At 52.6% G+C, this 24,836-nt stretch carries 36 protein-coding genes and 2 pseudogenes; 13 read left to right on the forward strand and 25 right to left on the reverse strand.

The window, feature by feature from the left end:
* Positions 1 to 535: 535 nt before the first annotated feature.
* The 21 genes and pseudogenes from SGP1_RS30170 to SGP1_RS18070 all read right to left on the reverse strand — a co-directional run bounded on the left by SGP1_RS30170 (position 536) and on the right by SGP1_RS18070 (position 9,542).
* Entirely contained in the window at positions 536 to 772 is a 237-nt protein-coding gene (locus tag SGP1_RS30170; protein WP_050747803.1) for a hypothetical protein, read from the reverse strand.
* Positions 773 to 819: 47 nt separating this feature from the next.
* Entirely contained in the window at positions 820 to 1,233 is a 414-nt protein-coding gene (locus SGP1_RS30175) for a phage tail protein (RefSeq protein ID WP_050747804.1), read from the reverse strand.
* Between the two features lie 11 nt (positions 1,234 to 1,244).
* Positions 1,245 to 1,430, reverse strand: coding sequence for a hypothetical protein (locus SGP1_RS31735; RefSeq protein ID WP_050747805.1), 186 nt, complete (start codon positions 1,428 to 1,430; stop codon positions 1,245 to 1,247).
* A 30-nt stretch (positions 1,431 to 1,460) separates the two neighbouring features.
* Positions 1,461 to 1,592 carry a hypothetical protein gene (locus tag SGP1_RS35310; RefSeq protein ID WP_279379409.1) on the reverse strand — a complete coding sequence of 44 codons (132 nt, stop codon included), beginning with the start codon at positions 1,590 to 1,592 and terminating at the stop codon, positions 1,461 to 1,463.
* A complete protein-coding gene (locus SGP1_RS18005) occupies positions 1,579 to 2,235 on the reverse strand; it encodes a DUF2612 domain-containing protein (RefSeq protein WP_011411693.1) in 657 nt (218 codons plus the stop codon). The genes SGP1_RS35310 and SGP1_RS18005 overlap by 14 nt, the downstream gene beginning before the upstream one ends.
* On the reverse strand, positions 2,228 to 2,563 hold the full coding sequence (locus tag SGP1_RS34290) for a hypothetical protein (RefSeq protein ID WP_243466095.1): 336 nt from the start codon (positions 2,561 to 2,563) through the stop codon (positions 2,228 to 2,230). Before SGP1_RS34290 ends, SGP1_RS18005 begins: the two co-directional genes overlap by 8 nt.
* Before the next feature lie 23 nt (positions 2,564 to 2,586).
* The gene (locus tag SGP1_RS34295) at positions 2,587 to 2,919 is read right to left on the reverse strand and encodes a hypothetical protein (RefSeq protein WP_050747807.1); all 333 of its coding nucleotides are present in this window, start codon (positions 2,917 to 2,919) and stop codon (positions 2,587 to 2,589) included.
* A gap of 42 nt (positions 2,920 to 2,961) precedes the next feature.
* Entirely contained in the window at positions 2,962 to 3,231 is a 270-nt protein-coding gene (locus SGP1_RS18015) for a hypothetical protein (RefSeq protein ID WP_011411694.1), read from the reverse strand.
* Positions 3,228 to 3,911, reverse strand: a complete 684-nt coding sequence (locus tag SGP1_RS18020) for a Gp138 family membrane-puncturing spike protein (RefSeq protein ID WP_011411695.1) — start codon at positions 3,909 to 3,911, stop codon at positions 3,228 to 3,230. The genes SGP1_RS18015 and SGP1_RS18020 overlap by 4 nt, the downstream gene beginning before the upstream one ends.
* The gene (locus SGP1_RS34300) at positions 3,883 to 4,182 is read right to left on the reverse strand and encodes a baseplate hub protein (RefSeq protein WP_243466096.1); all 300 of its coding nucleotides are present in this window, start codon (positions 4,180 to 4,182) and stop codon (positions 3,883 to 3,885) included. The genes SGP1_RS18020 and SGP1_RS34300 overlap by 29 nt, the downstream gene beginning before the upstream one ends.
* A 15-nt stretch (positions 4,183 to 4,197) precedes the next feature.
* Positions 4,198 to 4,659: a hypothetical protein gene (locus SGP1_RS34305; protein ID WP_243466097.1), complete on the reverse strand. Its 462-nt coding sequence runs from the start codon at positions 4,657 to 4,659 to the stop codon at positions 4,198 to 4,200.
* Between the two features lie 252 nt (positions 4,660 to 4,911).
* A complete protein-coding gene (locus SGP1_RS30920) occupies positions 4,912 to 5,085 on the reverse strand; it encodes a hypothetical protein (RefSeq protein ID WP_158302434.1) in 174 nt (57 codons plus the stop codon).
* Between the two features lie 199 nt (positions 5,086 to 5,284).
* Complete coding sequence (locus SGP1_RS28155) at positions 5,285 to 5,605, reverse strand: BRO-N domain-containing protein (protein WP_041867653.1); 321 nt, start codon at positions 5,603 to 5,605, stop codon at positions 5,285 to 5,287.
* Positions 5,606 to 5,844: 239 nt separating this feature from the next.
* Positions 5,845 to 6,183, reverse strand: coding sequence for an antiterminator Q family protein (locus tag SGP1_RS18035; protein WP_041867169.1), 339 nt, complete (start codon positions 6,181 to 6,183; stop codon positions 5,845 to 5,847).
* Positions 6,180 to 6,446: a hypothetical protein gene (locus SGP1_RS18040; protein ID WP_148203572.1), complete on the reverse strand. Its 267-nt coding sequence runs from the start codon at positions 6,444 to 6,446 to the stop codon at positions 6,180 to 6,182. Before SGP1_RS18040 ends, SGP1_RS18035 begins: the two co-directional genes overlap by 4 nt.
* A gap of 22 nt (positions 6,447 to 6,468) precedes the next feature.
* Complete coding sequence (locus SGP1_RS36740) at positions 6,469 to 6,651, reverse strand: NinE family protein (RefSeq protein WP_148203459.1); 183 nt, start codon at positions 6,649 to 6,651, stop codon at positions 6,469 to 6,471.
* Positions 6,593 to 7,006 (reverse strand): recombination protein NinB, encoded by a 414-nt coding sequence (locus SGP1_RS18045; protein ID WP_011410980.1) that lies wholly within the window; start codon positions 7,004 to 7,006, stop codon positions 6,593 to 6,595. The genes SGP1_RS36740 and SGP1_RS18045 overlap by 59 nt, the downstream gene beginning before the upstream one ends.
* Positions 7,007 to 7,052: 46 nt before the next feature.
* Positions 7,053 to 8,363: pseudogene (locus SGP1_RS24840) on the reverse strand (replicative DNA helicase); the annotation flags it as partial.
* Positions 8,364 to 8,649: 286 nt separating this feature from the next.
* On the reverse strand, positions 8,650 to 9,081 hold the full coding sequence (locus tag SGP1_RS36745; RefSeq protein ID WP_011411696.1) for a helix-turn-helix domain-containing protein: 432 nt from the start codon (positions 9,079 to 9,081) through the stop codon (positions 8,650 to 8,652).
* On the reverse strand, positions 9,078 to 9,218 hold the full coding sequence (locus SGP1_RS30925; RefSeq protein ID WP_158302435.1) for a hypothetical protein: 141 nt from the start codon (positions 9,216 to 9,218) through the stop codon (positions 9,078 to 9,080). The genes SGP1_RS36745 and SGP1_RS30925 overlap by 4 nt, the downstream gene beginning before the upstream one ends.
* A 39-nt stretch (positions 9,219 to 9,257) precedes the next feature.
* The gene (locus SGP1_RS18070) at positions 9,258 to 9,542 is read right to left on the reverse strand and encodes a CII family transcriptional regulator (protein ID WP_041867171.1); all 285 of its coding nucleotides are present in this window, start codon (positions 9,540 to 9,542) and stop codon (positions 9,258 to 9,260) included.
* Between the two features lie 473 nt (positions 9,543 to 10,015).
* Between SGP1_RS18070 and SGP1_RS18075 the strand changes: the two genes are divergently transcribed.
* Positions 10,016 to 10,486 (forward strand): helix-turn-helix domain-containing protein, encoded by a 471-nt coding sequence (locus SGP1_RS18075; RefSeq protein WP_011411697.1) that lies wholly within the window; start codon positions 10,016 to 10,018, stop codon positions 10,484 to 10,486.
* An 821-nt stretch (positions 10,487 to 11,307) separates the two neighbouring features.
* Here SGP1_RS18075 and SGP1_RS28175 read toward each other — a convergent pair.
* A complete protein-coding gene (locus tag SGP1_RS28175) occupies positions 11,308 to 11,544 on the reverse strand; it encodes a transcriptional regulator (protein WP_083764903.1) in 237 nt (78 codons plus the stop codon).
* A 102-nt stretch (positions 11,545 to 11,646) separates the two neighbouring features.
* On the opposite strand from SGP1_RS28175, the gene SGP1_RS28180 reads away from it, so the two are divergent.
* The 4 genes from SGP1_RS28180 to SGP1_RS18095 all read left to right on the forward strand — a co-directional run bounded on the left by SGP1_RS28180 (position 11,647) and on the right by SGP1_RS18095 (position 13,913).
* Positions 11,647 to 12,063, forward strand: a complete 417-nt coding sequence (locus tag SGP1_RS28180; protein ID WP_083764905.1) for a helix-turn-helix domain-containing protein — start codon at positions 11,647 to 11,649, stop codon at positions 12,061 to 12,063.
* A gap of 399 nt (positions 12,064 to 12,462) precedes the next feature.
* Entirely contained in the window at positions 12,463 to 12,858 is a 396-nt protein-coding gene (locus SGP1_RS18085; protein WP_011411698.1) for a hypothetical protein, read from the forward strand.
* A 301-nt stretch (positions 12,859 to 13,159) separates the two neighbouring features.
* Positions 13,160 to 13,438, forward strand: coding sequence for a hypothetical protein (locus tag SGP1_RS18090; protein ID WP_041867174.1), 279 nt, complete (start codon positions 13,160 to 13,162; stop codon positions 13,436 to 13,438).
* A 217-nt stretch (positions 13,439 to 13,655) separates the two neighbouring features.
* Positions 13,656 to 13,913, forward strand: a complete 258-nt coding sequence (locus tag SGP1_RS18095) for a hypothetical protein (protein ID WP_041867175.1) — start codon at positions 13,656 to 13,658, stop codon at positions 13,911 to 13,913.
* A gap of 240 nt (positions 13,914 to 14,153) precedes the next feature.
* Here the strand turns inward: SGP1_RS18095 and SGP1_RS18100 are convergent, their stop codons facing one another.
* Complete coding sequence (locus tag SGP1_RS18100; protein ID WP_011411699.1) at positions 14,154 to 14,594, reverse strand: coiled-coil domain-containing protein; 441 nt, start codon at positions 14,592 to 14,594, stop codon at positions 14,154 to 14,156.
* Here SGP1_RS18100 and SGP1_RS28195 point away from each other — a divergent pair.
* The 8 genes and pseudogenes from SGP1_RS28195 to SGP1_RS18125 form a co-directional block, all read left to right on the forward strand.
* A pseudogene (locus SGP1_RS28195) lies at positions 14,595 to 14,816 on the forward strand (hypothetical protein); the annotation flags it as partial.
* Positions 14,731 to 15,453: a Rha family transcriptional regulator gene (locus tag SGP1_RS18105; RefSeq protein ID WP_424141125.1), complete on the forward strand. Its 723-nt coding sequence runs from the start codon at positions 14,731 to 14,733 to the stop codon at positions 15,451 to 15,453. The pseudogene SGP1_RS28195 and the gene SGP1_RS18105, both read left to right, overlap by 86 nt.
* Before the next feature lie 300 nt (positions 15,454 to 15,753).
* Complete coding sequence (locus SGP1_RS18110; protein ID WP_050747808.1) at positions 15,754 to 16,491, forward strand: Rha family transcriptional regulator; 738 nt, start codon at positions 15,754 to 15,756, stop codon at positions 16,489 to 16,491.
* Positions 16,492 to 16,593: 102 nt separating this feature from the next.
* On the forward strand, positions 16,594 to 16,827 hold the full coding sequence (locus SGP1_RS18115; RefSeq protein ID WP_041867177.1) for a hypothetical protein: 234 nt from the start codon (positions 16,594 to 16,596) through the stop codon (positions 16,825 to 16,827).
* Between the two features lie 350 nt (positions 16,828 to 17,177).
* A complete protein-coding gene (locus SGP1_RS18120; protein ID WP_011411701.1) occupies positions 17,178 to 17,963 on the forward strand; it encodes a KilA-N domain-containing protein in 786 nt (261 codons plus the stop codon).
* A 72-nt stretch (positions 17,964 to 18,035) separates the two neighbouring features.
* Positions 18,036 to 18,221, forward strand: a complete 186-nt coding sequence (locus tag SGP1_RS36750; RefSeq protein ID WP_424141180.1) for an excisionase — start codon at positions 18,036 to 18,038, stop codon at positions 18,219 to 18,221.
* Positions 18,199 to 18,396, forward strand: coding sequence for a phage integrase Arm DNA-binding domain-containing protein (locus tag SGP1_RS34315; protein WP_243466098.1), 198 nt, complete (start codon positions 18,199 to 18,201; stop codon positions 18,394 to 18,396). The genes SGP1_RS36750 and SGP1_RS34315 overlap by 23 nt, the downstream gene beginning before the upstream one ends.
* Positions 18,365 to 19,264, forward strand: coding sequence for a tyrosine-type recombinase/integrase (locus tag SGP1_RS18125; protein ID WP_243466099.1), 900 nt, complete (start codon positions 18,365 to 18,367; stop codon positions 19,262 to 19,264). Before SGP1_RS34315 ends, SGP1_RS18125 begins: the two co-directional genes overlap by 32 nt.
* 185 nt (positions 19,265 to 19,449) lie before the next feature.
* On the opposite strand, the gene recD is transcribed toward SGP1_RS18125, so the two are convergent.
* The gene (gene recD, locus SGP1_RS18130) at positions 19,450 to 21,306 is read right to left on the reverse strand and encodes an exodeoxyribonuclease V subunit alpha (protein ID WP_041867655.1); all 1,857 of its coding nucleotides are present in this window, start codon (positions 21,304 to 21,306) and stop codon (positions 19,450 to 19,452) included.
* An 11-nt stretch (positions 21,307 to 21,317) separates the two neighbouring features.
* Entirely contained in the window at positions 21,318 to 24,833 is a 3,516-nt protein-coding gene (recB, locus tag SGP1_RS18135) for an exodeoxyribonuclease V subunit beta (RefSeq protein WP_041867656.1), read from the reverse strand.
* Positions 24,834 to 24,836: the final 3 nt, after the last annotated feature.

The raw sequence follows: 24,836 nt of genomic DNA on the forward strand, positions 1-24,836 counted from the left end.
CTCGTTGAGGGCCGGGGTAATAGCTCTATTCCCTACATGTGAATCCAACGATCGTTTTTGACGATCGATAAGCTGCCTTCGATCGTTATTATCAGTTTGCGTTATTCCGGTAAAAAGCGGGAAATCCCATTTTTACGGAAGCGTTTTCTACATGAAGTTATTCAAAGGAGTGAAACGAGTATTTAAGTTAATGCTGATTATTGTACTTATAGTCTATTTTTTTATTTGGCATTATCCTTGCTAAGCTATTCCCTTGCAAAGATGACCTGCCACCTCATTATTACGACGAATAGACCTTTTCAGCGGTGGTGTCACTAGCCTCCTGATACGACGCGACGGTTAATGTCCCTGAATTCCGGCTCATCATAAAAAAGCCCGGTTTTCGCGTTGTAGTACATGCCGGGCTGACAAAATGTGTTCTCGTCGTACCTGACGGTGTAGTAGCCTTGGCGTTGATAGTCATCGCTGGCGACAATGATATTTTTAACCCTGTTGCTGTTTTCAGGTATCAGCGCATATGATCAGGTGTTTTCCTTCATGAGTACTCTTCGACAATAATCAGACCATCGCCACCTTTCCCAGAAGCATAGTGCGTATTTTCATCAACATAGGCCCCCATCGCGCCGCCGCCACCAGGAAACGAACCATCATCGCCACTTGTAGAGACATGAGGCAGTGCGTTATAGCCGCCGAAAGAGGCCCCGCCGTTGCCGTTGATTAATAATCCGGAGGCATAGGTACCCCCTTGCCCGGACTGTCCGAAGACCATCATCACGTTTCCACCAGTTGGTTTACCGCTAACGGATGAACCGTTTTTAATTATGCCGCCACCACCGCGCCTTCACAAAACACCAGAGAACCAAAAGACGAGCCACCACCGTCACCACCATCCTGAGAGACGCCAGCAGGCGACGCCGCACCACCCGTACCTACCTCAACGCTTACGGACGAAAGAGGCGTGACATCAAGTAGCGCTTCAGCATAGGCCCCAGCAGCACCGGCTATCGATCCGCGATTTTGTTTGGACATGCCCGCACCGCCTCCGCCTGCGCCCCAGCATTTCACGCGGATTTTCTGTGTTCCCGGCGTTGGCGTATAGATACCGCTTTCGGTGAAGGACTGGATATTCAGCAGGCGGCCACCACTGAGAGTATCGGCTATCGCCTTAACAGCTTTTGGTGTCGCGGCCATCGTTTCGCTGTCGCTGTCCGTGGCGCTACTGAGTTGCAGCATGCCCTTTTCCGTCAGACTCCCCGCCGGAAATCCAGCACCGCCGCCATGCTCATCCAGACATTTTGTGAGGTATCCGGCGACTGGTCGCTGCTCTCCTTTTTGGCGACATAAAATTTGCCGGCGTGTTGCACCACAGCAAACAGGGGGTACGTCAGACGGCTATCCCATGCAGAAATGCCGCGCTGCGACAGGTACATCAGCCAATGGTCGGTACGCTGTTGCAGGGCTTAAACCACTCCATTGGCGGTTTGCTCCAGGGTTACCCCCCAGCCGCGCAGCAGGTTGGGAAAGGTATCCACCTCTCCGGTTTTGGCTTCACTGGCAAACAGGGTGAAGTCCGTTTTTTTAACGATGGTCATACACTATCCTCGTGAATTTTCCTTCATTGAAGCCAAACGCCAGCGGGTCGCGGGCCCAGCCGAAGGGGCGCTCTCCCTGAATCATGATGAGCTGGTATCGGACCCCGACGGGCCTGACCAGGATATCGAGATGGTGCACGGCATAGAGACGCAACGGCGTCAGCATTTTTTCCGGCACCACAATATTCATGGACATATCGTGGTTGTCAATAACCACGACCTGGGGGCCCAGCAGGTACCGGATGGCGGCGGAAATCGCCGCCATCGTCGGGCGCAGGGTGTTTTTCAGCACGCGCGCCCGCAGAAGAAAGCGGTAATCGTCATCCTCAAGCCTTGTTGAGTCATTAAGGGCCTCGCCGAGGAGGTAAAAGACGCCGTCGCCAAAGCCTTGTGCGGCGTCAGCCCCTAGCCAGCCAAAATACGCCTTGGGGATAAAGGCATTCAGGGTGCGTCCAAGTTCGACATGCCGCCCGATAAGATCCAGTCCGTAGCCGGTGGCCTTATCGATATCCAGTAGACTGGCGAGCGTTAATACCGACGTCCAGAGTTCCCGGCTTTCAGAAAACAGCAGCCCGACGGTTTGCCGGGCTCGGGGTTTGCCGCGATATTGCCAAATCAACGCCGCTTCCGGGGTATCACGCAATCAGCACCTCCACATCATCCGGGGTAATCCATGCGCATTCGCGCAAACCGATATCGGCCTTTGCGCCGCTGTTCACGGTGATAGCCCGGATGACAAAACCCGATACGCTATTGACCTGACAGGTCAGGCGCATGGCATAAACGGGTTCACCAATGGTAAACGGCGTGGCCGCCAGCGCGGCCTTGATGCCGGCGATATCGATATCCTGAAACGCCGCCAGTCGTTCAATCTCCAGCCCGATTTTGACGTTGACGGTACGGGCGCGGTCAAAACGGGCGATCCGGGGCATGCCTGCCATGTCGATGGTCACGGCTATCGCGCCGATCATGCCGCAGCCGCCCATTTTCTTTTTCAGCAGCGTCCGGGCGATATCCTCGTTCCTGGCTGGTCATTTTCCAGTACGGCGGCCTGCTGTGCGCCGCGCCGGACGATACCCGCATACAGGGCGCGCTGCTCTAGCCACGCGCCTGTAGCCTGATAGGGATCGAGCATCTGCGCCATGAAGGCGATCGCCTGATTGAGGTTGGCGAGCTCTTGCGCGAACAGGCCGATCATCTGTCCGTCGGGGGTGTCCGCATCGATATTGATATCGTCGCCGTAGATACGCCGGAAGCCGTCCGTCAGCCGTTGATGGATAGCGGCCAGCGGCTCAATAACCATACCGGTATCAGTGATCTGAAGCATCGAGGGCGATCTCCTGCTGACGGCCTGCGTTATCCATGCAGGTCAATGAAAGGGAAAAGCGCTGATTTCCTGTACGCCGTCGGTGTCGAGCACCACGCCTTTTATCTCGGCTTCCAGCGCGCGAAAATCGGCATTTTTTGCCAGATAGTCAAACCAGCGCACGCCGCTATCGGGGTTTAAAAACCAGTCGCCATTCAGTGAACGCAGGCGAGTGATAAGGCATTGCCGCAGGGCGTCGGCACCAGAGGCATAGCTCGCGCGCCCGCGGCCAAATGTCCAGTCGTGATTATCGTCGAGTCGTCTTACTCTCATGTTCCGGGTTTCCCTGTTTTGCCGCTGCCGGTTTCCACGCCGCCGTGGGTGTGGCTTTCCAGTGCGATATCCCCGGCGACGATGCTGTGTGCCGATACCGTGCCGCGACTGTGGCTGCTGCCCGCCGTCTGGCTCATATCGCCAATCTGTTCATGATTGCCGGTCTGACGGCTGTTGCCGATATGCTCGATATGCCCCCGTATGCTGATTTTCCCCGGCGACAGGCGGATATAGGTCTGGCCGTCAACGCTCTGCATCGACGCACCGTCCAGATACAAGTCCGGGATGGCGCGCGGTCGGCTGGAAATCCCCGGCAGGAAAAAACCATCGGAGTAATCGTGCAGCCGGGCATCGAGCGGCGCGGATTTATTGCCGCTGGCAAACCAGCCATCGAAACAGCGCTCGCAGAAAACAATCAGGCCCTCATCGCCCGCGCCGACCGGGACGGTAAAGACAAAACCGCCGCCGCGCGGAAACTGGAGAGGCACATCCACCAGGGGCGGCAGGTCGACAGTTTCGCCGTTGCGTAAGATCTGTTTTATCATCGGCTCAACGGTGAGGGTATTCTCAGCGGCATTCAGTGCCACAACCCGTCCGGGCAGGGCGGTATGGATATCCCGCCGCGTGGCGGCGGCCGCTTGTGTGACCACATCAAGCAGCGTCGGGGTTTTGCCTGTCATCGTTTTTCACCTTCTGAAACGCGCCGCCGAGACACAGCAGCGTGGTAAACCAGCTATCGCCGGTGTGCGTCAGTTCAGTAATTTTGTAATCCCCATCAAAACTGGGGAGTATCGAGCGCACCCTGACCAGGGCACCGATACGCAGTGTGGGATTCAGCAGACAGGTAATTTTCAGGCCGCTATCGGTTTTCTCCGGGCTGCCGACCATGCCGGTTTCCTGCGACAGCACAAACCCTTCGTGGTCTGCCAGCACCCGGTTTCGTAGTAGCAAGGTGAGTTGCCTGTCCTAAATCGACCAGTCTGCCTGATGGTTTGTCGCGATGTGGTGCAGTGCATCGCGGGCATTACCGACCAGCACCTTTCCGCGCGGAAGCGGCCGGTCCTGAGGGATATCGATGCTCCCCGTACCGGTTTTACGCATCGACTGCGCCACTTTCGCCAGAATTTCCGCATCGGTGGCACCGGCCCATAACGTGGTCGATACCCGGGCATTGACGTAATCCCGATGCCCGTCACCGCAGGCCATCTCGGTAATAAAATCGACGTCACTACGCTTTATCTGCACGTTGATGATATCGCCGGTGTAAATCACACGTAGAACCTGGTATCCCACCGCCAGACTCAGGCGATCATAGTGCTTGCTGGTGAGCGCATGGCGGTGCGAATCGTTGAGGTTGTAAACAGAGACGGTGGCTGGATTCGGTGCGCTGGAAAGGGTTTTGCTGGCGAGAACGCCCCCAGCAGGCACGTGACAAGGGCCCAGCTGTAGGCAGAGCCGGTAGTAAGTTTTTCCATGGGTATTATTGGGGTTATTGCGCCACTTCGTCCGGAGTGGCTAGCTAGCAGTCAGAAAAAAGCAGCGTACCTAGACTAAAGTTCAGGATTATATTTACCTAAAATTGCGATATCTTCTTCTGGTTCTATATTCTCTTGAAAGAAAAGGTCTTTGACCACCCCTTTTAAATTTCTGCTGGTACGGTAAAAAGGGGTTACTTTTTTATCATAAGAATTTAATAACCGTCAGTTGTAAATAGTTTTCATTTCTTTTTTTGAGTTTTATCACTTTAAATAATAAAAAGCCCCAACCACCAGAAGGAGTTGAGGCTTCATATCCTGCGCGCTTTTGCCGCAGCATGGAGGTATTATGTGGCCTAGTAGCCGGCCAGTCAAGCATTTAACTGATCGTTTGATCAGTTATTTAGCCTCATGCTGTCAATGGCGTTGCAGAAAATGCTGAATATCCGCTTGTTGCCATCGCGCCAATGTATTCGTCAGCAACAGATTGTGCGATTGATTGTTTCATCAAGCAACTGTTTCATTTCTGATACCACGGCGTCTGCATCCTCACGATTCTTGAGAACTCGCCGAACGGCCTACTTGATAGTTGGTAGTACATCATCAAATACCCAATTTTGAAATTGTTTTGCTTCTGGCTTGTTGCTGCGGAAAATGATTCGGTAGAGATTCGGCTCATTAACATAAACAAGTTGCTGTTCTCCACCTTCAGTTGAGGTGTGGCAATTTGCCCACCCCTTTCTGTCTAGCTCTCTGAGTAATCTAGATGTTCGATCAACAGTCAAAACTTCGCAGACATCCTTAAGACAGAACCAAGGCTCAGCGTTAATTAAATGAATACGTATATCATGTGTTTCTCGGAATGAGAATGAGATAGGTTGGATTGATAAAGCAGCCATGATCGGCCTCCTTTGTAGTTTAGTTTAATCACCAGTTAGTGGCTGGTGACCAGGTGTCAACTGAGTCTACAAAGCAACTCCGGGCATATTTCCCTTTCGGGTATTGTATTACGCCTCTCCACCCGGCCTTCGGATGTGTTTACGCCGTTTTACGGGCATAAAAAAGCCGCATGGCTATCGGGTGCGGTTAACCGCTTTGTAGTTCAGTGCGACCAGTATCCCGATAGCTACATACGTTATCAAGCCGCCTCCAAAAGTTCAGCCACGCGACCGGCAATGTAGGCTTCAGAACGAGAGAGATATGCAGAGACATATTCATGCTTTCGTCCCAATTCTCGCCCTATCGCCCTGCACGACACTTTGCCCTTGTAATACGCCACCACGATATCGTAGCCCAGCGGGTCGAAGACCTTCAGCCGCCCTACCACCCGGTCAACTATCTCCCCGTCCTCATCGGACAGCATGGGCCGGATATCGCTGCTTGCCGTGACGATGGGCCATGCAGCCTTGTACTCGGTGCCAATGCGTGAGCCGCTCCAATGTCCCCATGCCGTCAACAGGTATCGAATATCTTTCATGCTGCCTCCCCGCAATATTCATCAATCACCACCACACACTTCCCACCCTTGACACCGTCGTTGTCGTCAGTCTTCTTGACAGTCATCATCAGCACCGACACCTCTCCGCAGAATTTTTGATGCCCGTATTTCATGCGCGCTTTGGCGACAGCTACCTCAGTCAGGCGTTTAAAGCGTTTGGCGGCTTCACTGAGATAAACACGTCTTGCGTTGCGCACCCAGTAGTGATTTACACTCGGCGGGAAAGGTAATTCGATAATCATGCTCGTCCCCACATGCGGTTAATCAATTCATCTTTACTACGCCTATTCCGCGCCGAGTACGGGCGCGCATCATCTGCACATCACGAATATGAGCGCTGTAGTCGTAAGTGGTTACCGCCGCCTCGGCCGGTATCTCGCGGGCTTTGTTACGCGAGCGCTCGGTCGGCCTGAATAAGCAGTGCTGCATCATCCCAGGCTTGCGCATATTCGATTAAACTGTTCATGCGCTTCACGCCCATCTGAGCCGTGCTCTCGCGGATGCTGCAAAACTCCCCCTCCAGCCCTGTAACGACTTCTCCCGGCCTGCCTGTGGCGATGGCATGGCCTGAGACGAACAACGCTTTCCAGTCCAAAAGCGGACGCGGTTTATCTGCCCACAACACTTGCCGAGAGACATCGGTGCATAGCGCATGAAACAAATTGTTCTGCGGCAAATTTCTTGTGCTGTCGTTGATGGTAATTTCGAGAGGGCGGTGTTCGTCGGTGGGGAGTGAATCAATAAACGCTTTCAGGTTTTCTCGTATTCGTTCATCACGCAGCAGGAAGCGTGTTTTGTCCATTAACCACCTCTGAATTTATCCACCCAAACAAAAAGGGCTGCAATGAAAATTCCTGATAAGCGGTTCCCTGCGTGCCAAACCGGTTTTTGGCGACAATGAGTTCAGCGTATTTCGCCGCTGGACTATTCTCGTTGTACACCGCATCGCGGTAGAGCATGATGATGCTATCAGAGCGTCCTGCTCAATGCTGCCTGAATCTCTTAAATCAGCACAGGTAGGCCGCTTATTGGTGCGCTGCTCTACGTTTCTGGATAACTGACTTAGCGACATCACCGGCGTTTTCAGCTCCTTCGCCATACGCTTGAGGCTGCCGGAAATATGCGCGACGGCAAGGTCATTACGCTCTGCTCGTGGCTTCTCAATCAGACCCAGATAATCGACCATAATCAGCGATAACGCAGGGTGGGCAAGCTTGTGCCGGTAAGAAATGGCTCGTATCTGCTCGATGGTCAGTGATGATGCATCCACGACCCAAACATCAAGCCCCTGTAAGCGGCGAAGTCCCTGAGATACTCTTGCCCAACCTCCGTCATCCATCCGGCAAGGCTTGCGTAGCGTCGAAACCGGGAGATGACTGGCTCCCGCCAATGAGCGCTCGATAACCTGCATCGCATCCATTTCCATCGAGAAAATCAAAACACCCTTGCGTTCGATTTCAGTTATCGCGCCGTTCTCCGTGTCAATCTGGCGTGTGGTATGCTGTGCAGCGACACCCTCCGCCACCTTCAAGGCAAATTCAGTCTTTCCCATGCCGGGACGGGCGGCAACAATCACCAAGTCCACCGGATTGATACCACCAAGAATGTCATCCAATTCCTCAATGCCCGTTTTCAATGAGTCCGAGGCTTCCCCATTCTTCAGACACTTTTCCAAAAGCGCGGTGTAGGGGGCTATCAGCTCGTCGATATGCATTGGGCGGACTTCGTCGGCGGGGCAGTCGATATCACGCAGGGAGGCTAACACCTGCCCCATCACTGCCAACGCACGTTCATGGTTCGAGGATTGGCGTATCTGCTCCAGTCCATCGCCCAACAACGCCGTGAAGCGCCCGCCGCACACGCTGATAGTCTGCCAGTACCCGCGCATACCCCTTGAGATTCGCTGCGCTGGGACACTTCTTCGCCGTTTCCATCACCGCGCCAAAGTTGCCGCTCCCCATCGCCTCACCCACCATCAGCCCGTCAATCAAGCCACGGGTTTTCGCCTGCCGCCGAATTTCGCGGAACGTCTCACGGTACAGGCTGGCGGTGAAAGCGTCGTCATCCAGCAGCGTAGCGAGGACATCCGCCGCATCAGGCGTGTAACCGCCTAGCAGCAGACCACCGATGACACTGGCTTCGATTTCCTGGTCTGTCACAGCGTGCCCTCCCGGACTTTGGTCAGGGTGTCAACACGAAGCAGGTAGTCAAGATTGGCCGTCCAGCCCCGGTCATTGTCCCCCGAAGTAAAACGGCGGCGCGTGGGTCACAAACGCCTCCACGTAGGCCCGGAACCCCTGAAGGTCTTTTCGTGCCAGCTGACCCATGAGTCGTTTGATACCCTCGCGCCGCTTGTCGTTAAGCTCTACAGCGTGGGGGAGTCTGTCGGCTACCGTGTCGTTGTAGATTGCCAGTGCTACCTGATAGTCCTGCGTGGAAAGCTGGTCAGGTTTTGGTTGGGGGTTTGGTTTTTTCCTGCCGGTTCCGGGGAGAGGCCCCCGGTAGGGGGTAAGGGGTTTTAGGTTCCATAACTGGTTCAAAAGAGTGACTAATTCTGGTGCCGCCTGTCGGCATAGGGGGTGTGCTGGGAGTCGGCATAGGGTTATCCAATTTCAGATGGTAAACGTTGAATGTATTACCTTTACCATTATTTGTGCCGGTACGATTTTCTTTTACCAACAAACCCGCTTTTTCCAGTGCATCAATGTGATCTCGAACTGTGCTTTTACTGCATTCACAATGATCGGCAATATGCTGATACGAAGGCCAGCACTCCCCTTTGTCATTGGCATTATCAGCCAGCTTAAGGAGAACCAGTTTACGTATCGGGTTACCGACTTTGATATTCATAGCCTTAGCTATCAATGACATACTCATTTTTCTAACTTCTCCTTCAACTTGCGAAACTCTTCTACCAGACGCTTACCGATGCGACGGGCGATGTCCTCTAAGCCGCCGGGATAAACCGGCGGGCAGTGATGTTTTTGCTTGCGTTTTTCATGTAGTGGCTTCATGATCCCTCCGCTACTTACGAATATCTTCGCTATGTGTACCTACGCCTCCAGCATCTCCGTGCCGGGGGCGTTTTCTTTAGGTGCCAGCACAGCAGCTACCGCCTGTTTCGCTAGCTGAGCGATTGGACTGACTGCCCATGCCTGACCTAAAATCACCATTGCAGTCGCCATGTCGCGCAGGTTGTAGCGGCTGACATTGGATTCATTCCACCCTGCCAGCTTTGAAAAGCCGCGCTGGGTCAGTGCAGACATAGCCAACAGCAGGTCGGTTTCGACGCGGTTAATCTCATGTGTGTCAGGTTTGTTTGGATTTGCATAATCCATAAGTGATAATCCTTTGTGTGGTAATCAATAGACGTGACAATGCCGTGAGCGAGTCACAGTGAGTGGGTACTGTGGGATGTTGAGTTCGCTTTTCAGCGACGACAGCAGAAGGCCGATTGTTAGAGAGCGGGTACTGCTGGTTAGGCTGCCTGTTCCTTGCTGGAAGGAATTGCATCTGTAGGATTAGGGTAAACCTCCGGGTTTAAATCATGTGGCGTGACCAACCAATCATCCATAGCAACGCCTTCCTGCCACTAGGAAAGCTACGTCCGGTTATTACATGACTAACAAAACCCTGGGTACTCCCAACAATTGAAGCAAACTTTTCTTGAGTCAGAGATTTGATGGCTAGGTAATTAATTAGTTTCATATCTTCCCTCCACGTTAAAAGCAATGAAATATTACCACAGATAATCACAAATTCAATATCTCTGAGCTTTTTATTTTAATAGTCTATCTAATAAACTGGTGCCATGCAAAAGAGAACTATCACCGAAGAAGATTTGTTGGCAGCTAAAAAACTCAAACAAATCTGGGATGAGAAGAAAAAACCGCTTGGTCTCACGCAGGAGAAAGCGGCGGACTTACTTGGCTTTGCAACACAAGCTTCGATAAGTCATTATCTTACAGGAAAGCAAGCTCTCGGAGTTGAAGCTGTTTTGAAGTTTGCATCGCTACTTCAGGTAGCACCCGAAGAGATTCGCCCTGACATGTCAGAGCTTTTTGCTCCGGTAAGGCGATTTGCTGCCACGACAGAGATAGCCAGTCACAACCCCCCAAAAAGCAAACTCACAGAAAAAGAGCTACTACTTCTAGAACTATATAATGAATTACCCGATAGCGAGGCTGAAGAGATCATTAATCTAATGAAATCAAAGAAGAATTATTTTGAAAAGATCATGAAAGAATTCGTTGCCAAAAAGGCAGCTAAGAACCGCACGTAACCTCCACCCCATCAACGTCCCGCCAGTAGACATTTTCTAACATCAACAAACCCCACTTAAAAATATTATCTTAGATATTTAAATTAATAATGTCTTGGATGATACTTTCCCCATCAACCCACCAGACAGAAGCAAGACGGTCCTGACGGTGGGAGCAGTAACCGCTCTTTTCACAATGAGCCATGCGCTCTACGTAGTCGAAAGGCTTGCTACCTAATGCGGATTTCCGAATGCGTTGATGTCAGCACACCCGGAAGCCCACAGGAGGTTATATGCAACGTAGAACAGCCTATACAGGCTCATCTGCATCCCGTCGCCGTGAGCGCCGTGCTCATCTCCAACCAATGGCGACAAATGATTTCAACACAACACTAACGATTAACCGCCCTACTCCGTCAAAGGTCGAGCTTACCAGCAAGCGCAAAGCCGCTTTAAGAGCACGTACTGTCGCCCTGACACACATTCCAAAGCCTCAGGCCAGCATTAGCAACTGCTACCTACCGCAAGTGGCAGTATACCGCGCCAGATATCGCAAACAGACGCAGACTGTAACGGCGCGATAAGGCTACCACGCTGCATTTTTGCGATGTTGGTCTGGCGCACCCATACAATGGCCTGATAAACTGATGCAACAAGGTGACGACTGATGAACTCAACCGCGGAATTTTTGCGTGTTTTTGCGTTCTCCATCGGGGATAATCCTTTGTGTGGTAATCAATAGACGTGACGAAGCCGTGAGTGGGTACTGTGGGATGTTGAGTTCGCCACGTTGTCGGCGGCTTCCGTAGGACGAATGTCCGTTGTGAAGGTGGTGCTACTGGTTAGGCTGCATGTTCCTTGTTGGACGGAATAGCGTCTGTCGGGTTCGGGTAGAGATCTGGGCGCAATTCGTGAGGAGTAACCCCCGTCAATCGGTATATGGGAAGCACTCGTTCAGCTGGGACAATTCCGCGATATTTATTTTTCCATTTGCTCACGGTCATATCCGATACATCTAACTGCCAAGCGAGTTTGGAAGCAGTCCCAGCGATACGAATAGCCCTGTTCAATGCAAACATTTCGTATCCTCCTTAAAGCACAAGCAAATTAAATATTAAGATTACCTTAAATTCAACAATGAGATTATACCAATCGTTAAGCTTTTGGTTTAACATGATGATATGAAAGAGAAAAAACAGGCTAATAATCCGCTAGCTATGCGGTTAAACAAGCTGATAGAAACCAAGTCCGTATCAAAGTCAGATATGGCTAAGATCTGCGGTGTCACGCCTCAATCAGTAAACAGCTGGTTTGTACGTGGAAGCATAGGCAAAGACTCTGCAATGAAGCTATCAGAAACACTTCGTGTCTCCGTGGCTTGGCTGCTCGGAGAGAGAACCAGTGATAACTCTTCTCCTGATGTAGTAAGTCCACCTGAAACACAGCTTAGCCCAAGAGAGAAATTTTTACTTAATTTATTCAATGAATTACCCGAAGATGACAAAGAACAATTAATTGAGTCTCTTCAAAAAAAACAGCAATATTACAACCGCCTTTTTGAAGAGCTTGCTCGCGTTCGTGATAGAAAAATAAGTTAGCCCCCTCTATTTATCTCCCCAATCTTACATTTTCTCCTTTCAAAAGCTTTCCTCGTCAAGAGGCTAAGCTTTTTGCTTAACTATAAATAATTTTTTGTTGACTCAGATTTAAGCTTTATGTTTAATAATCTCTATCAACCCACCAGAAAGCCGCAAGACGAGCCAGACGGTGGGGTAACAGATTGCATTACTCTGCTTCTACAACGAGCCTAGTGCTCTACGGAAGGCATCGACAACGTGCCGAACCTTTGCCCAGATGTTTTTAGGGTGTGGTGAATGTACAGGCTGATGCACGCTACTCGCGATAGTGGGAAGGCGTCCCGCGGGTCATCGTAACCAAGCCAAAGATCAGCACCGGCCACCACACACACACCACCAAAACCATCTGTTGGAGGGGTCATGAAAACTATCGTTTATGGTAAATCCGTTAATCCGGTTAAGAAAATAAACGCAGCGACTCGCCGTCACGCGAGACGCAAGGCAGAAGCAGTCCGGCGCGAACTTGTGGCATCACGTATCGATAAGGTGCTAGAGCTGAAGCCAGAAAGACGCAAAACGCTTACCCGAATAGAATTAGCCTGCAAACGCAAACCAGCACCACCGCTAGATTTAAGCACGCTGACCCAGTACCAAGAGCAAATCACCCTTTCCGCCCAGAAGCACATGAAAGCCAGATATCCACATCGCGGTGCGTTCGTGGAATTTGAAGAGGGTTCATGCTATTTGGAGAATGTGGCGTTATTTCAGGCGGGGTATCAGGGTAAATCGAATCATCCGTTTCATATAATTAAGTAAGGGGATTATTTAAAAATGTGCGAGCTAAAATTCCAATCGAAAAATATAGATCCTTAATATGACAAGAGTTCACTTGATTTCATCATTATAAACAAGTGTGAAGAATATAGCCTTGTTAAGGCCGTTTTTGATGAGACAAATCAGTTTTTATATTTTGTTGGATGGGTAGCAGGAGAACTACAGCCTTACTACCTTAGCGACTATGAAGTTTGGGCGATTCTGCCAAATTCAGTAGAATGCAGGGAAATTTTTGCCGCCTGAGAGAGGGTCACCAAAGCAGGCACTTAACACGGAGACCACCATGCAAAAGCTCATTGACGAATTCGACCACCTGATAGCACCGGGGACGATTGTTACTGAAATCATCCTGTCTGGCGCAACCTATGACAACTACGGCGATATAATGCAAAAGAATGATAATTCTGACTTTTTCAGCGTCTATATCCGAGGCGGCGACGGTTTACTACAGGCCATCGGCGACTTCTCCGACCGTGAGGACTCACTCGCTTATACCGCGAGGATGGTTGAGAAATATCAGGCACCACTGACGGACAATACCCGGAAGTTATTAAACGATTAGGATCATCAAATAGATTTATGGCAGATGATGTCGATTTAGCCAGCTAACACGAAGAAGCTTTCCGCCAACACCAGATTGCCCATTATCGAGAAGAGGAATTATCCCTAATCGGTCGTTGCTATAATTGTGAAGACCCAGCCGAGGGTAATTTCTGCTGCAAAGAATGTGGGGAAAATTGGGAGAAGCAAAAATATTTTAATAGCCAACGGAGGATTAAATGATGAACGAATTTGATTATGAAGACCTGCTTTGCTCGCTCTTTAGTATTAGCGATGAGCAACGAGAGCGATCAGATTTTAATATTGAAAATGTATGCTTCGATGAATTCAATATTAGCTTTTGTCACTTTGTATACATAGCTTCACAACTGTTACCGCTGACGCCTATCGTGAAATCGCCGCTGTCGAAAACCCGCCACCATGCTTTTATCCATAATGGTACCGCTTTTGTAAAGATGAAGGCCGAGGAGGATTAATTATGATGCAACTTAACAAGCCTCGTATAACGACCTTCAACCATCCAAATTTCGGTGAGATGGTCGCCGTCACCGATGGTAGCAATAATATTAACGATTCGCGTTATTTGATGAGTGTCGATATTTGCCCATACGACGACAAGAGACAATGGTATATAAATCAACCATTCCCTATCTGATGGAGGAAAATAAGCGACTCAAGAAGCAGGTACGCAAGTTAACGCGGGTGTATGACTGAAGCTATTTCAGCAATTTCAAAATAGCGGTCATAAGGCCAACGGCAGCAATAAGCATCCCACCAACACGAACCGTCATCTGTAGTCCCAATTTATCGAACCTGTTAGCAATATCCTTGCGAACATCGGCTATCTCTGCTGATAGGTCCTTACGGACATCGGCTATCTGCGCGTCGGTCTTCTCGAAGCGGGCTTGCATCTGAGCGTCGGTCTTCTCGAAGCGGGCGTCGATTTCTTTATGCACGTCCTCAAGGTCACGCTTGACGGCTGTAACTTCAGATAAAACGTCTTTTTTGGCATCGTCAAGATCGCGCTTGGTAGCAACATCAACTGCCTCGTGCGATTCACGAACTGCAAGCGAAATTGCCTTAGCCTGATCTTTAGGCAAGCCAGCAGTTTCTAGTGTTTCAACGAATTTCAATGTATCGAACGCAACTTGACCCATATGAGGGATCCTCCTCTTTTGAGCAAGTGTAACCCAGCAATCTTATTGACGGAAGATCAACTCATGCGCTATAGTCAATCTGCATCTGCAAATTCAGGTGCCGGGTTTCGCAGCCCGCCGAGATTGTCGCGACAAAATGACACGCCGCAAGCGTGTTTTTTATGTCGCACATCTAGCCGCATCAAATCAATGGTGGGCTGGATGGGGCAGCCGTCAGGCTGGCCGGATGACAATCCCGGTACTGCGAACCCTGTTCAGTTCACCACCAGTAAGTTTCGCAGCTTGTGTGGTGATTAAATCCAGATTGTCACCGGAGGTCGCTATGACCCTTCACACACCCCTTGCTGCACCCAAAGTTACTATCTACAACGGTAAAGCTGTAACCACTTCTCAGGACGTTGCTGATTACTTCGGTAAGCTGCATAAAGACGTGCTCAAGAAGATCGATTCATTAGATTGTTCGCCTACATTTACATCAGCGAACTTTTGCGCTGATGTTCAAAAAGTAGACATTGGCAACGATGCAACCCGCGATTCCAAAATCTTCACCATGACCAAAGACGGCTTCGTCTTCCTCGTCATGGGTTTCACTGGCAAGAAAGCAGCCGCGTTCAAGGAAGCTTACATCGCGGAGTTTAATCGCATGGAGGCTGAGCTTTATGCGATGCCGAGACATAATTCCTCAGCAGCCGAACTATTCACCGACGATGATCTTCGTAGATTAACTCATCTCGTTTGGAGCATGTCTAACGGCTTCCGTTTTGAAAAAGCATGGACCCAAGGAATCTGGCATGCGCTACGGCTCGTTACCGGCGTACCATCGCCACAGCACTTTGAAGTTCGGCAGATACCTTATTAGCCGAAGAGTGCAGCCGTATCTACTATATGACCACCTAGCTAAAGTAAACAATCTTCGAGGCAGAAAGGCAAGCCATAAAGCGTGTACTCCGTCAACAAGAAGACGCGAATCTCGTACTTGGCGAGATGCAACGGATGATCGAGGATAGTAGCCAACAGCACTCCAGTGTTATGTCCCAAGCTCTGACTAAATGGCAACAAGCAAACGTTAGCCAGTTCCTGCAACGCCACTAATCACTCATCCTACCCCGGTAACGTACCGGGGTTCCGTTAATTACATTGACTTGTGAGGAGATTGATCATGCAAAATTTAACCATTGCACAAACATTAACCATGTCCAGCCGCGAGATTGCGGAGCTGGTAGGAAAAAACCATAAAGAAGTTTGCCGTGACATTCGCGTTATGCTGGTCGCTCTGTATGGCGGTAATGAAAGCGACTATATCCGTAGCGCAAATTTGCTCTACGATACAAATCAAGGTGTTAGCTGCAATCAATACGACACAACAAACCCCAATGGCTGGGAGTATCTCCTCGACCGCCGTCATACCGAAATCCTCATCACCGGCTATGACGTAAAACGCCGTGCTGCCGTCATTGATCGCTGGTTCGCTCTTGAGTCTGGTAAAGCGCAGGCAATCACCGCAGCCCCTGCATTGCCAGAAAACTACATCTCCGCATTAGAAGCCCTGCTGGAATCGAAAAAGAGTGAAGCCACGCTGGCATTGGTCAACAAGAAGCAAGAAGAAGAAATTCATTCCCTACAAAATTTATTCCAAGTCGGCATGACGCCGGTCAAGTTCTGCAAGCAACTTAATGGTGTAAATATTAACCATATCAGCCTGTTTTTGCAGGAACGCAAATTTCTCTATGACGCACAGCGTGAAAAAAAGAAATATCACATATGGCGTGTAACATCATATGCGCGTGATAAATACTTCACTGAATCGCCCTACACAATCCCGACAGAAAATAATGGTTCGCTTTTACAATGCCAGCTGTATCGCATGGCAATTCCAGGACGTAGCAATCATTCGTAATGCTTATGAAGCTCAGCGTAAAGCCGATAAATTAGGCATGATTTTATAGAAACGAAATCTACGCCGCTTTTCCAACTCACATTAACGCTATTGAGGTGAAGCATGAATGGTTTACTCACCGGATTACTCGCCCGCCGGGAGACCGGCCTTCTCGAAGAAATTGAAAAACTGGAAAACCGTATTATTCGCATGGAGAATGAGGCCGATGCAGAATGCTGGCTTCTTGAAGATGATATCCGCCAAGCGCGATTTGAAGCGGACTGCAAGCTTATTGGGGAATATGAGGAAGGCATTCGTACTGGTTTGCCGAAAGAGGAAATACTGCGTCACTGGTAAATGGTGCGCTGCATCGGATAAGCAGAGAGGGCATTCAACATGAGTAACGACGTCATTTCTTTAAATAAACCATTACCTTGCCCATTTTGCAGAAATGACCTTCTTGAGATTAAGAGAGAGGGGGACGACACCTTTACCTGGCACCAAGTGTGGTGTCCGGCATGTGGTTGCAAAGGCCCTGGCGGACTCAGTGAAGAGAACTGAATTGCCCGCTGGAACATTTGCAAGCGTGATGCAGCGACTGTGCAACAGTAATAATCCCGGCTGTCGCATGGCAGCCTGAAATCACCTCACTACTGCACACCGGGTGTGCAAACTCACATTATCGTTTTAATTGACGAGGATTACTTATGTCTAAAATAGTTGTTATCGAAAATACTGTTGTTCGTCAGGATGCTTTCGGACGCTACTGCCTGAATGATTTACATAAAGCTGCTGGCAATATTAAAAAAGATAGTCCTGCGTACTGGCTTGCAAATAAACAAACCCAAGAATTGATTGCTCAGTTTTTGAGCGAGGACGGAATTCCGGTATCGGTCATCCGTGGTAGTCCTGAGCAAGGAACATATGTTGCCAAAGAGCTGGTTTTCGCCTATGCCATGTGGATTAGCGCCGCTTTCAATCTCAAGGTCATCCGCACGTTTGATAAAGCCACCTCTGCGCCGGCGCAACCATTGACTGATCAGCTTCAGACTGGATTGGCACTGCTCAGTTTCGCTAAACAGGAATTCCGCCTTGCACCATCTGCTGTGCTGGGTTCGCTGCAACAACTTCAAACATCCTGCGGACTGCCGAATATGCTGCCAGCCTACGCCGTAGACGCACCAGAGGGCAGCACCACAGGCTCCAGCGAGGTCACGCATTCACTCACTGAGCTTTTGCTGCTGCATGGCAAGCCCTATACCGCACAGTCTGGCTTCAAGCGTCTGCAACTACTGGGCCTCGTTGAACGCAAGTCACGCCCCAGTACCAAACATCCCGACAGAGAGAAGATGTTCTGGTCACTAACGGAGAAAGGCTTGCAGTTTGGCAAGAATCTCACCGACCCGGCCAATCCGCGCCAGACGCAGCTCCATTTCTACGATTCGCAATTCCCCCGCCTGCTCGCCGTCATGGCGAACGGCGCAGCGGCTTGATTTAAGCAGAGGTCATTAATGGCATACATCACATTATCCGAGTGGAATCGGCGGCAAGCCCGTCCGCGCTGTATGGAAACGCTCAGACGAGCAGCCCGAGGCGGGCGTTTTTTCCCGCCAGCAATATTTGAAGGTCGGGAATATCTGGTCGATGAAAACGCCGAGAAGCTTACCCGAAACAATACCTTCAGCCCATACAGAACTGTTCACCCAGCATTACTATCGAGGATAAAACATGGCACGCCGGAGAAGCCATAAGAACCGCGATTTGCCGCCAAACCTGCAACCCCGCAATGACGGCTATTTTTGCTATCGCGATCCACGCACGGGGAAAGAATATGGCCTCGGACGCAATCGTCTAGAGGCCATTACGCAAGCTATCGCGGCTAATATGGCGATTTATGGCTCATCAAAAGCAATCACCGCTCATTGACCGCATCAGCGGCACACAGGCAACCACAGTTAGCGAATGGACTACACGTTATCTGGAAATATTGGAGAGCCGAAAGCTTAAGCCGAAAACGATGAGCGAGTACAATAAATACCTGAAGGCCGTTAACGCCTACTTAGATGAGTTTGCTATTCAGAAAGTAGAAACCAAAGACATTGCCGCCTTCCTGAGACAGTGGGTAAAAACAGGAAAAGTGACAATAGCAAACCGTATCAGAGCATTGCTGCTTGACTTGTTTCGTGAAGCCATTGCTGAAGGGGTGATTAAAAGCAATCCAGCCGAAGCTACGCGCAACCAGCGGGTAGAAATTCAACGTGAGCGCATAACTTTGGACGACTGGAAGGCTATCCGCAAAGCAGCGGATAAATTACCCGAATGGGTTGGCCCTTTCCTTGACCTTGCTTTGCTCACAGGGCAACGCCTGAGCGATGTACAGAGCATGTGCTGGAAGGATTATAGGAGGGGACGTCTTTACATCAAACAGGAAAAAACCGGCATGATACTGGCTATCGCGGAAACGACTCGCCTTGAATGCTTGAACCTTTCTCTCTCGGATGTACTTCAAAGATTCAAAACGTTAAATAATGGTCAATTTCACATTGTAGCTGATGAAAAACAAAGTGTGCTCGCTAAGAAAACACTGTCTGAAGCATTCATGAAAGCGCATCGTGCATCTGGTTTGGAGTGGGAAGGCAAGCCCCCTTCGTTTCATGAAATTAGAAGTCTATCCGCTCGCTTACATACTGAGGAGAAAGGGAAAGACTATGCACAAAAACTCCTAGGTCATAAATCAGCAACCATGACCGACAAGTACCGGGATGTAAGAGGCTCAGAATGGACGGAGGTGTAATTATTTCGAGTAATTTCGATCGATTTCTTGTAACCCTTTGAATAAAAATGCTTATATTTCACCGCCGCTGTATAACTATCAGCGCCGCTCGAAAATTTTGGTGGCTGATCTCGTGTCACACGATGGCCTCTGAGCGATGACGCCATCGCACGCTGCGGGCCGCGCGGTAATCATGCCCGCAAGCGTCAGCGGACGTCGGATGGCGCACCGGCTGCCAGCCGCTCGATAAGGCCGCTGCGCCGCTGGGTTCGGGTGGCAATGGCGTACTGCACCACCTCGTCGGTGGCGTAGAGAGAGAGCCGCGCGCGCGCGCGCGTCACTGCGGTATAAAGCAGCTCCCGCGTCAGCACCGGCACGATTTGATTGGGTAATACCAGAGCCGTATGTTGGAACTCCGACCCCTGAGATTTATGCACAGTCATCGCAAAGGCTGTCTCATGTTCCGGCAGCCGGCTCAACGGCACCGCCCTGATACCGCCATCCGGCAAGGAAAAGTGCACGCGCAGCGTCTGTTCGTCCTCCCGGAGCAAAATACCGATATCGCCATTGTACAGCCCCAGCGACGGTGCATTGCGCACGATCATCACCGGCCGGCCAGCGTAGCCGCGGCCAGCGTTGCCAAGGGTGAGCAGCCCCGCCCGGCTCAAGGCCTGTTCAATGCGATCGTTAAGGCCGGCGACCCCAAACGGCCCTTCACGCAGCGCACATAGCAGGCGGAAGCGGTTAAAGGCGTCCAAAATAGCGGCCGGCGCATCTTGATCGCGTACCCGCTGCAGATAGTCCCAGTAACCGCTAACGCAGTCGTCCAGCAGGCGCTGATAGTCTGCCGCCTCACGCAGCGGCGTGTAGTCTACGTCCGCCGCCGTGCCGGCCTTCAACAGCCCCAGAGCGCCCTTTCCGTCTCCGGCGTTGATCGCGTTAGCCAACCGGCCAATGCCGGAACCCTCGTCAAAGCGGTAGCTTTTACGCAGCAGACACAGACTGTCGGCAACGCCGTAACCGTCGCACCCCGCCGGCAGCGTAAAACCCGTCAACCGCGCCAGCTGCGCGCGCTGCGCGGGGCTGTAACCGGCCTCGGCGAACTGGCAGATATCCCCCAACACCGCCCCCGCCTCCACCGACGACAGCTGGCAACGATCCCCCAGGAAAATCACCCGCGCCTGCGACGGCAGCGCCGCAATGACATTGGCCATCATCGGCAAATCGACCATCGACGCTTCGTCGATTATCAGGATATCCACATGCAGCGGGTTGCCGCGGTGATAGCGCATCCGCTGGCTGTTGGGCTGTGCCCCGAGCAAGCGATGTAGCGTTATCGCCTCGCGCGGCAACCGCTGTTTTTGCTCTTCGTCCAATCCCAGACGCTGCAACGCCAGACTTAGGGACTCACTCAGCCGTGCCGCCGCCTTGCCGGTGGGGGCCGCCATCAGTATGCGCAAACGCCGGCCGTCGCTAAGCTGCAGCAATGCCGCCAGCAGCTTCGCAACCGTAGAGGTTTTACCGGTGCCCGGCCCGCCGGATATCAGCGCCACAGGATGCGTTATCGCGACCGCCGCGGCAATTTTTTGCCAGTCGATTACAGCATCGTCGCCGGGAAAGTAACGCGCCAGCACCGCGGCGATTCTGGCTTCCTCGCCGTCCACCGGCGGCCGCGCCCGGTTGAAGAACTGCGCCACCGCGCATTCATAGCGCCACATGCGCTGTAAATATAGACGCTGATTGTCCAATACCAGAGGCGTCGGGCGGGAACCGTCGCTGACCGCCGGCGATGCCAGCAGACGTTGCTGCCAATCCTCTTGAGAAGGGCTGCCAGCTTGTAGCCACGCCTGTTGCGCCAGCGGCGGCATTCGGCCGTCAAATAGCCGCTCCGGGGTCAATAGCGCCAGCGGCAGGCAAACATGGCCAGCGCCGGCATCGGCGCTAAGCCAGGCGCTGGCCAGCATCAGTGCGGGCTCAGCGGGCGTCGCCAGCATTAGGGCAAATTGAACGTCCAGCGGTCGCCACAGGCGCAACCGTTGCGCCTCGGCAAGAATAGCTTCCATCATTGAGCCTCCTACGTTAGCCGCGTTGCGCCGGTGAATAACGCGTCGAGCCCGTCGATTAAGGCGCTATCCGGGCGGCAGTGGAAAATGCCGTTCCCCGGCTGCGCCGCATCAACGCCGCGCAGAAACAGATAATACACGCCGCCGAAATCGCGCGAATAATGATAGTCCGCCAGACGGTGACGCAGATAGCGGTGCAGCGCCAGGGTATACAGCTGATACTGCAGATCATAGCGGTGGGCAATCATAGCCTGCTCCATCGCCGGCCGGGTGTAGGCGGCACTCTCTTCCCCCAGCCAGTTGGATTTATGGTCCAGCAGGTAATAGCGGCCCTGCCAGCGGAAAACCAGGTCAATAAACCCCTTCAGCATTCCCTTGATCTGGGGGAAATCCAGCGCTGGGCAACGTGCCGACAGCGGATCGTAGCGCTTGCAGATCTGATCCAGGTCGCGCGCCTGCACCAAAGCGTCGATGGGCAGATAAAATTGCAGTTCAGCCTGCCGGCTGTCGGGTGTCAGTCGCGCGAGAGAAAGCGAGCCGCCGTCCAGAGGCATAGCGATAATTTTTTCTATCCAGTCCGTTATCACCGGCAACCAGACGACATCGATACCCTGTTGTGCCAGCTGTTCGCTGAGCCACTGCGGGTCCAGTGGCCGATTAAAATCCAGGGTTTCAAACAGGCCGTGCAAAAACGTCCCCGGCGCCGCGCCGCGCGGAAAGGTATGTGGCGTCAGCTGCAACGTCTCCTGCTGCCGGCCCTCCCCCGCGGCGTCGATATCCAGCCGCGGCTGTAACTCCATCACCACCGAGCTGCCGTGCCGTTGCAATCCGGAATAGCTGGTGACCCGCCAGGGATCGCACGGCGGTTCAGGCCAGCGGCGGGCGCTTAGCGCCTGCGCTGGCGCCGCCGCAGGTGTAAGCGGTTGCGCCGGCGCGGCCTGCGCCTCACACAGAACAATATCGCCATCAGCGCGGCTTGCCAGCGCCGCCAAGCATTCACGCAAATCATCGGCATCGCCGTTCTGGCCTTGCTGAATCAGATAACCCGGTGCGCTTAGATGTAGATCGCTGGCGCCGGTTTTTTTACGGCTACCGCGATACAGTGGCGCAATGCCGAGACTGCAATGATAAATGGAGCGCGTTACCGCCACGTACAACAGCCGCAAATCCTCCGCCAGTCGCTCCTCTTCCGCCAGCCGCAGACTCTCCTGCGCCGCGCGGAGATCCAGCCATGCCCCGTAGGCTTCGCGATCGTGGAACAGCGGCCGCTTTTGCACGCGAAAATCGGCCGCGAACGGCAGGAACACCAGCGGGAATTCCCGCCCTTTTGATTTATGTACCGTGATGATTTGCACCAGATGACGATCGCTTTCCAGCCGCAATTGCTGGTTTGCCGCCTGCGGGTTAGGAGACGCTATTTGCAACGCCAGCCAGCGGACCAGCGCATATTCGTTCTCCAGCTGTGTCGAGGCTTCCTGCAGCAGTTCGCCCAAATGCAGCACGTCGGTCAACCGGCGTTCGCCGCCCTGGCTGGCCAAAAGATTTTCCGCGATGCGATGGTTCATCATCATCTGACGCAGCATCGGTAATACGCCGCTTTTTTGCCAGCGCTGGCGATAGCCGGCGAACTCCTCAACCCGCTGTTCCCAGCGCCGTTCATCGTTATTCAGCGCGTCAATAGCGACGGCGTCGAAGCCCAGCAGGCCAGTGGCCAACGCCGTGCGCAGCGCGGTATCCTTCTCTGGAGTCAACACTGCCTGCAAAATCCACAGCAGTTCGCGCGCCTCGGGCGTGTCAAAGACGCTATCCCGGTTAGACAGATACACCGCCGGGATCATCAGCGCCGCCAGCGCATCACGCATCAATGCCGCCTCGTGGCGGTTGCGTACCAGCACCGTGATATCCGACGCCTGCAGCGGCTGCCGGCCCCGACGGCCTTCCAACCAGGCTTCTCCCTCACGCGCGGCGTCCAGCCAGTCGCGGATGGTAGCGGCGCATTGCTGCACCATACACTGTTGGTATTCGCTTACACCCACGCCGGCCCCCGGCTGTAGCCAAACGCGCAGCGCCGGCTGTGGCTGTCGTTCCACGACCAGCCGCAAACAGGCGTTGCTTTCCGCGGCTGCCACCGGCAAAAAGGGGATCGCGCTGAAAATAAACGGCGCCGGCAGGCTTTGGAACAGCTGATTCACCGCATTGATCATCCCCGGCGCTGAGCGCCAGTTGGTATAAAGGGTATAGTGAGCGTCTACTTCACTGCGGGCACGCATATAGGTAAAAATGTCTGCGCCGCGAAACGCGTAGATCGCTTGTTTCGGGTCGCCTATCAGCAGTAGGGCACAATCGGGTTTACCGCCGTATACGTGACGGAAAATACGGTATTGTTGCGGGTCGGTATCCTGAAATTCATCAATCATCGCTACCGGATAGCGTGAGCGCACCGATTCGGCCAAGGCTTCACCACCGCGGCCGGCCAGCGCCCGATCCAAACGATTTAGCAAATCGTCGAACCCTAGCTCCGCCCGCCGCTGTTTTTCCTGCTCAAGCGCCTGACGCATCTCCGCCAGCGCCATAACAAAGATCAAATCGCGCAGAGAAGTCCTGTGCTGATAAAAGGCCTGCACCGCAGCAAATAGCTCATAGTGAGGCGGATCGCCAGCGGTCGTTTTTTCTGCCAATACCGCACTTGTAAACCGTTCCAGCTCATCAGGGACCTGATAATCGACGGTGTGCTGCTCCGCCCAGCAATTGACTTTCGCCATCCAGGACGGCAGGTTTTTGCTGCTATAAACCCGACGGTCGAGTTTGTGAGCGTCAAGGATCGTCGGGATCTCCGCCGCCGCCGCACGCCACTGTCGCTTCAGGTCGTCAATACCGGCAATGATGCGCGCATGCCGTGCCAGGACGGACTCACTTAACGCCGGCGGATCGCGTACCTCCGGCGGCTCTCCCTGCAGATAGGGCAGCAGTTCCGCCAGCAGGTTTTCCGGCCCTTCCCAGTGCTGCTGTACCATGCGCGCAACTTCCAGCGGCAACGGATAGCAGTGGCGGCGCCAGAAGTCAGCGCTCACCTGCTGGCGCAGCAGCGTTTCATCTTCCAGCAGTGTCTGCTGAAACAGCATGCCCGATTCGATGGCGCTGTGGTTCAACATACGTTGGCAAAAGCCATGAATGGTAAATATCGCCGCCTCGTCCATCTGTCGCTCCGCCGCCAGCAAATGCAGAGCGGCAAGCCTATGATCGTCGAGCTGCGCCAACAGTGCCGCCAGCAGCGGGTCCTCGCTTTCACCGCGCATGCAGGCCAGCCGCAACCGGTGGATATTGTCGCGGATACGGCCGCGCAGCTCCTCGGTGGCAGCCTCGGTAAAGGTCACCACCAGTATTTCTTCTACACTTAAGGGCCGAGGAAACGCCGCCTCGCCGCCTAGCCCAAGTAGCAAACGCAGATAAAGCGCGGCCAGGGTGTAGGTTTTCCCCGTCCCCGCCGACGCTTCCACAAGGCGGGTCCCCTGCAACGGCAATGTCATGGG

The sequence above is a fragment of the Sodalis glossinidius str. 'morsitans' genome (assembly GCF_000010085.1).
Classification (GTDB): Bacteria; Pseudomonadota; Gammaproteobacteria; order Enterobacterales; family Enterobacteriaceae; genus Sodalis; species Sodalis glossinidius.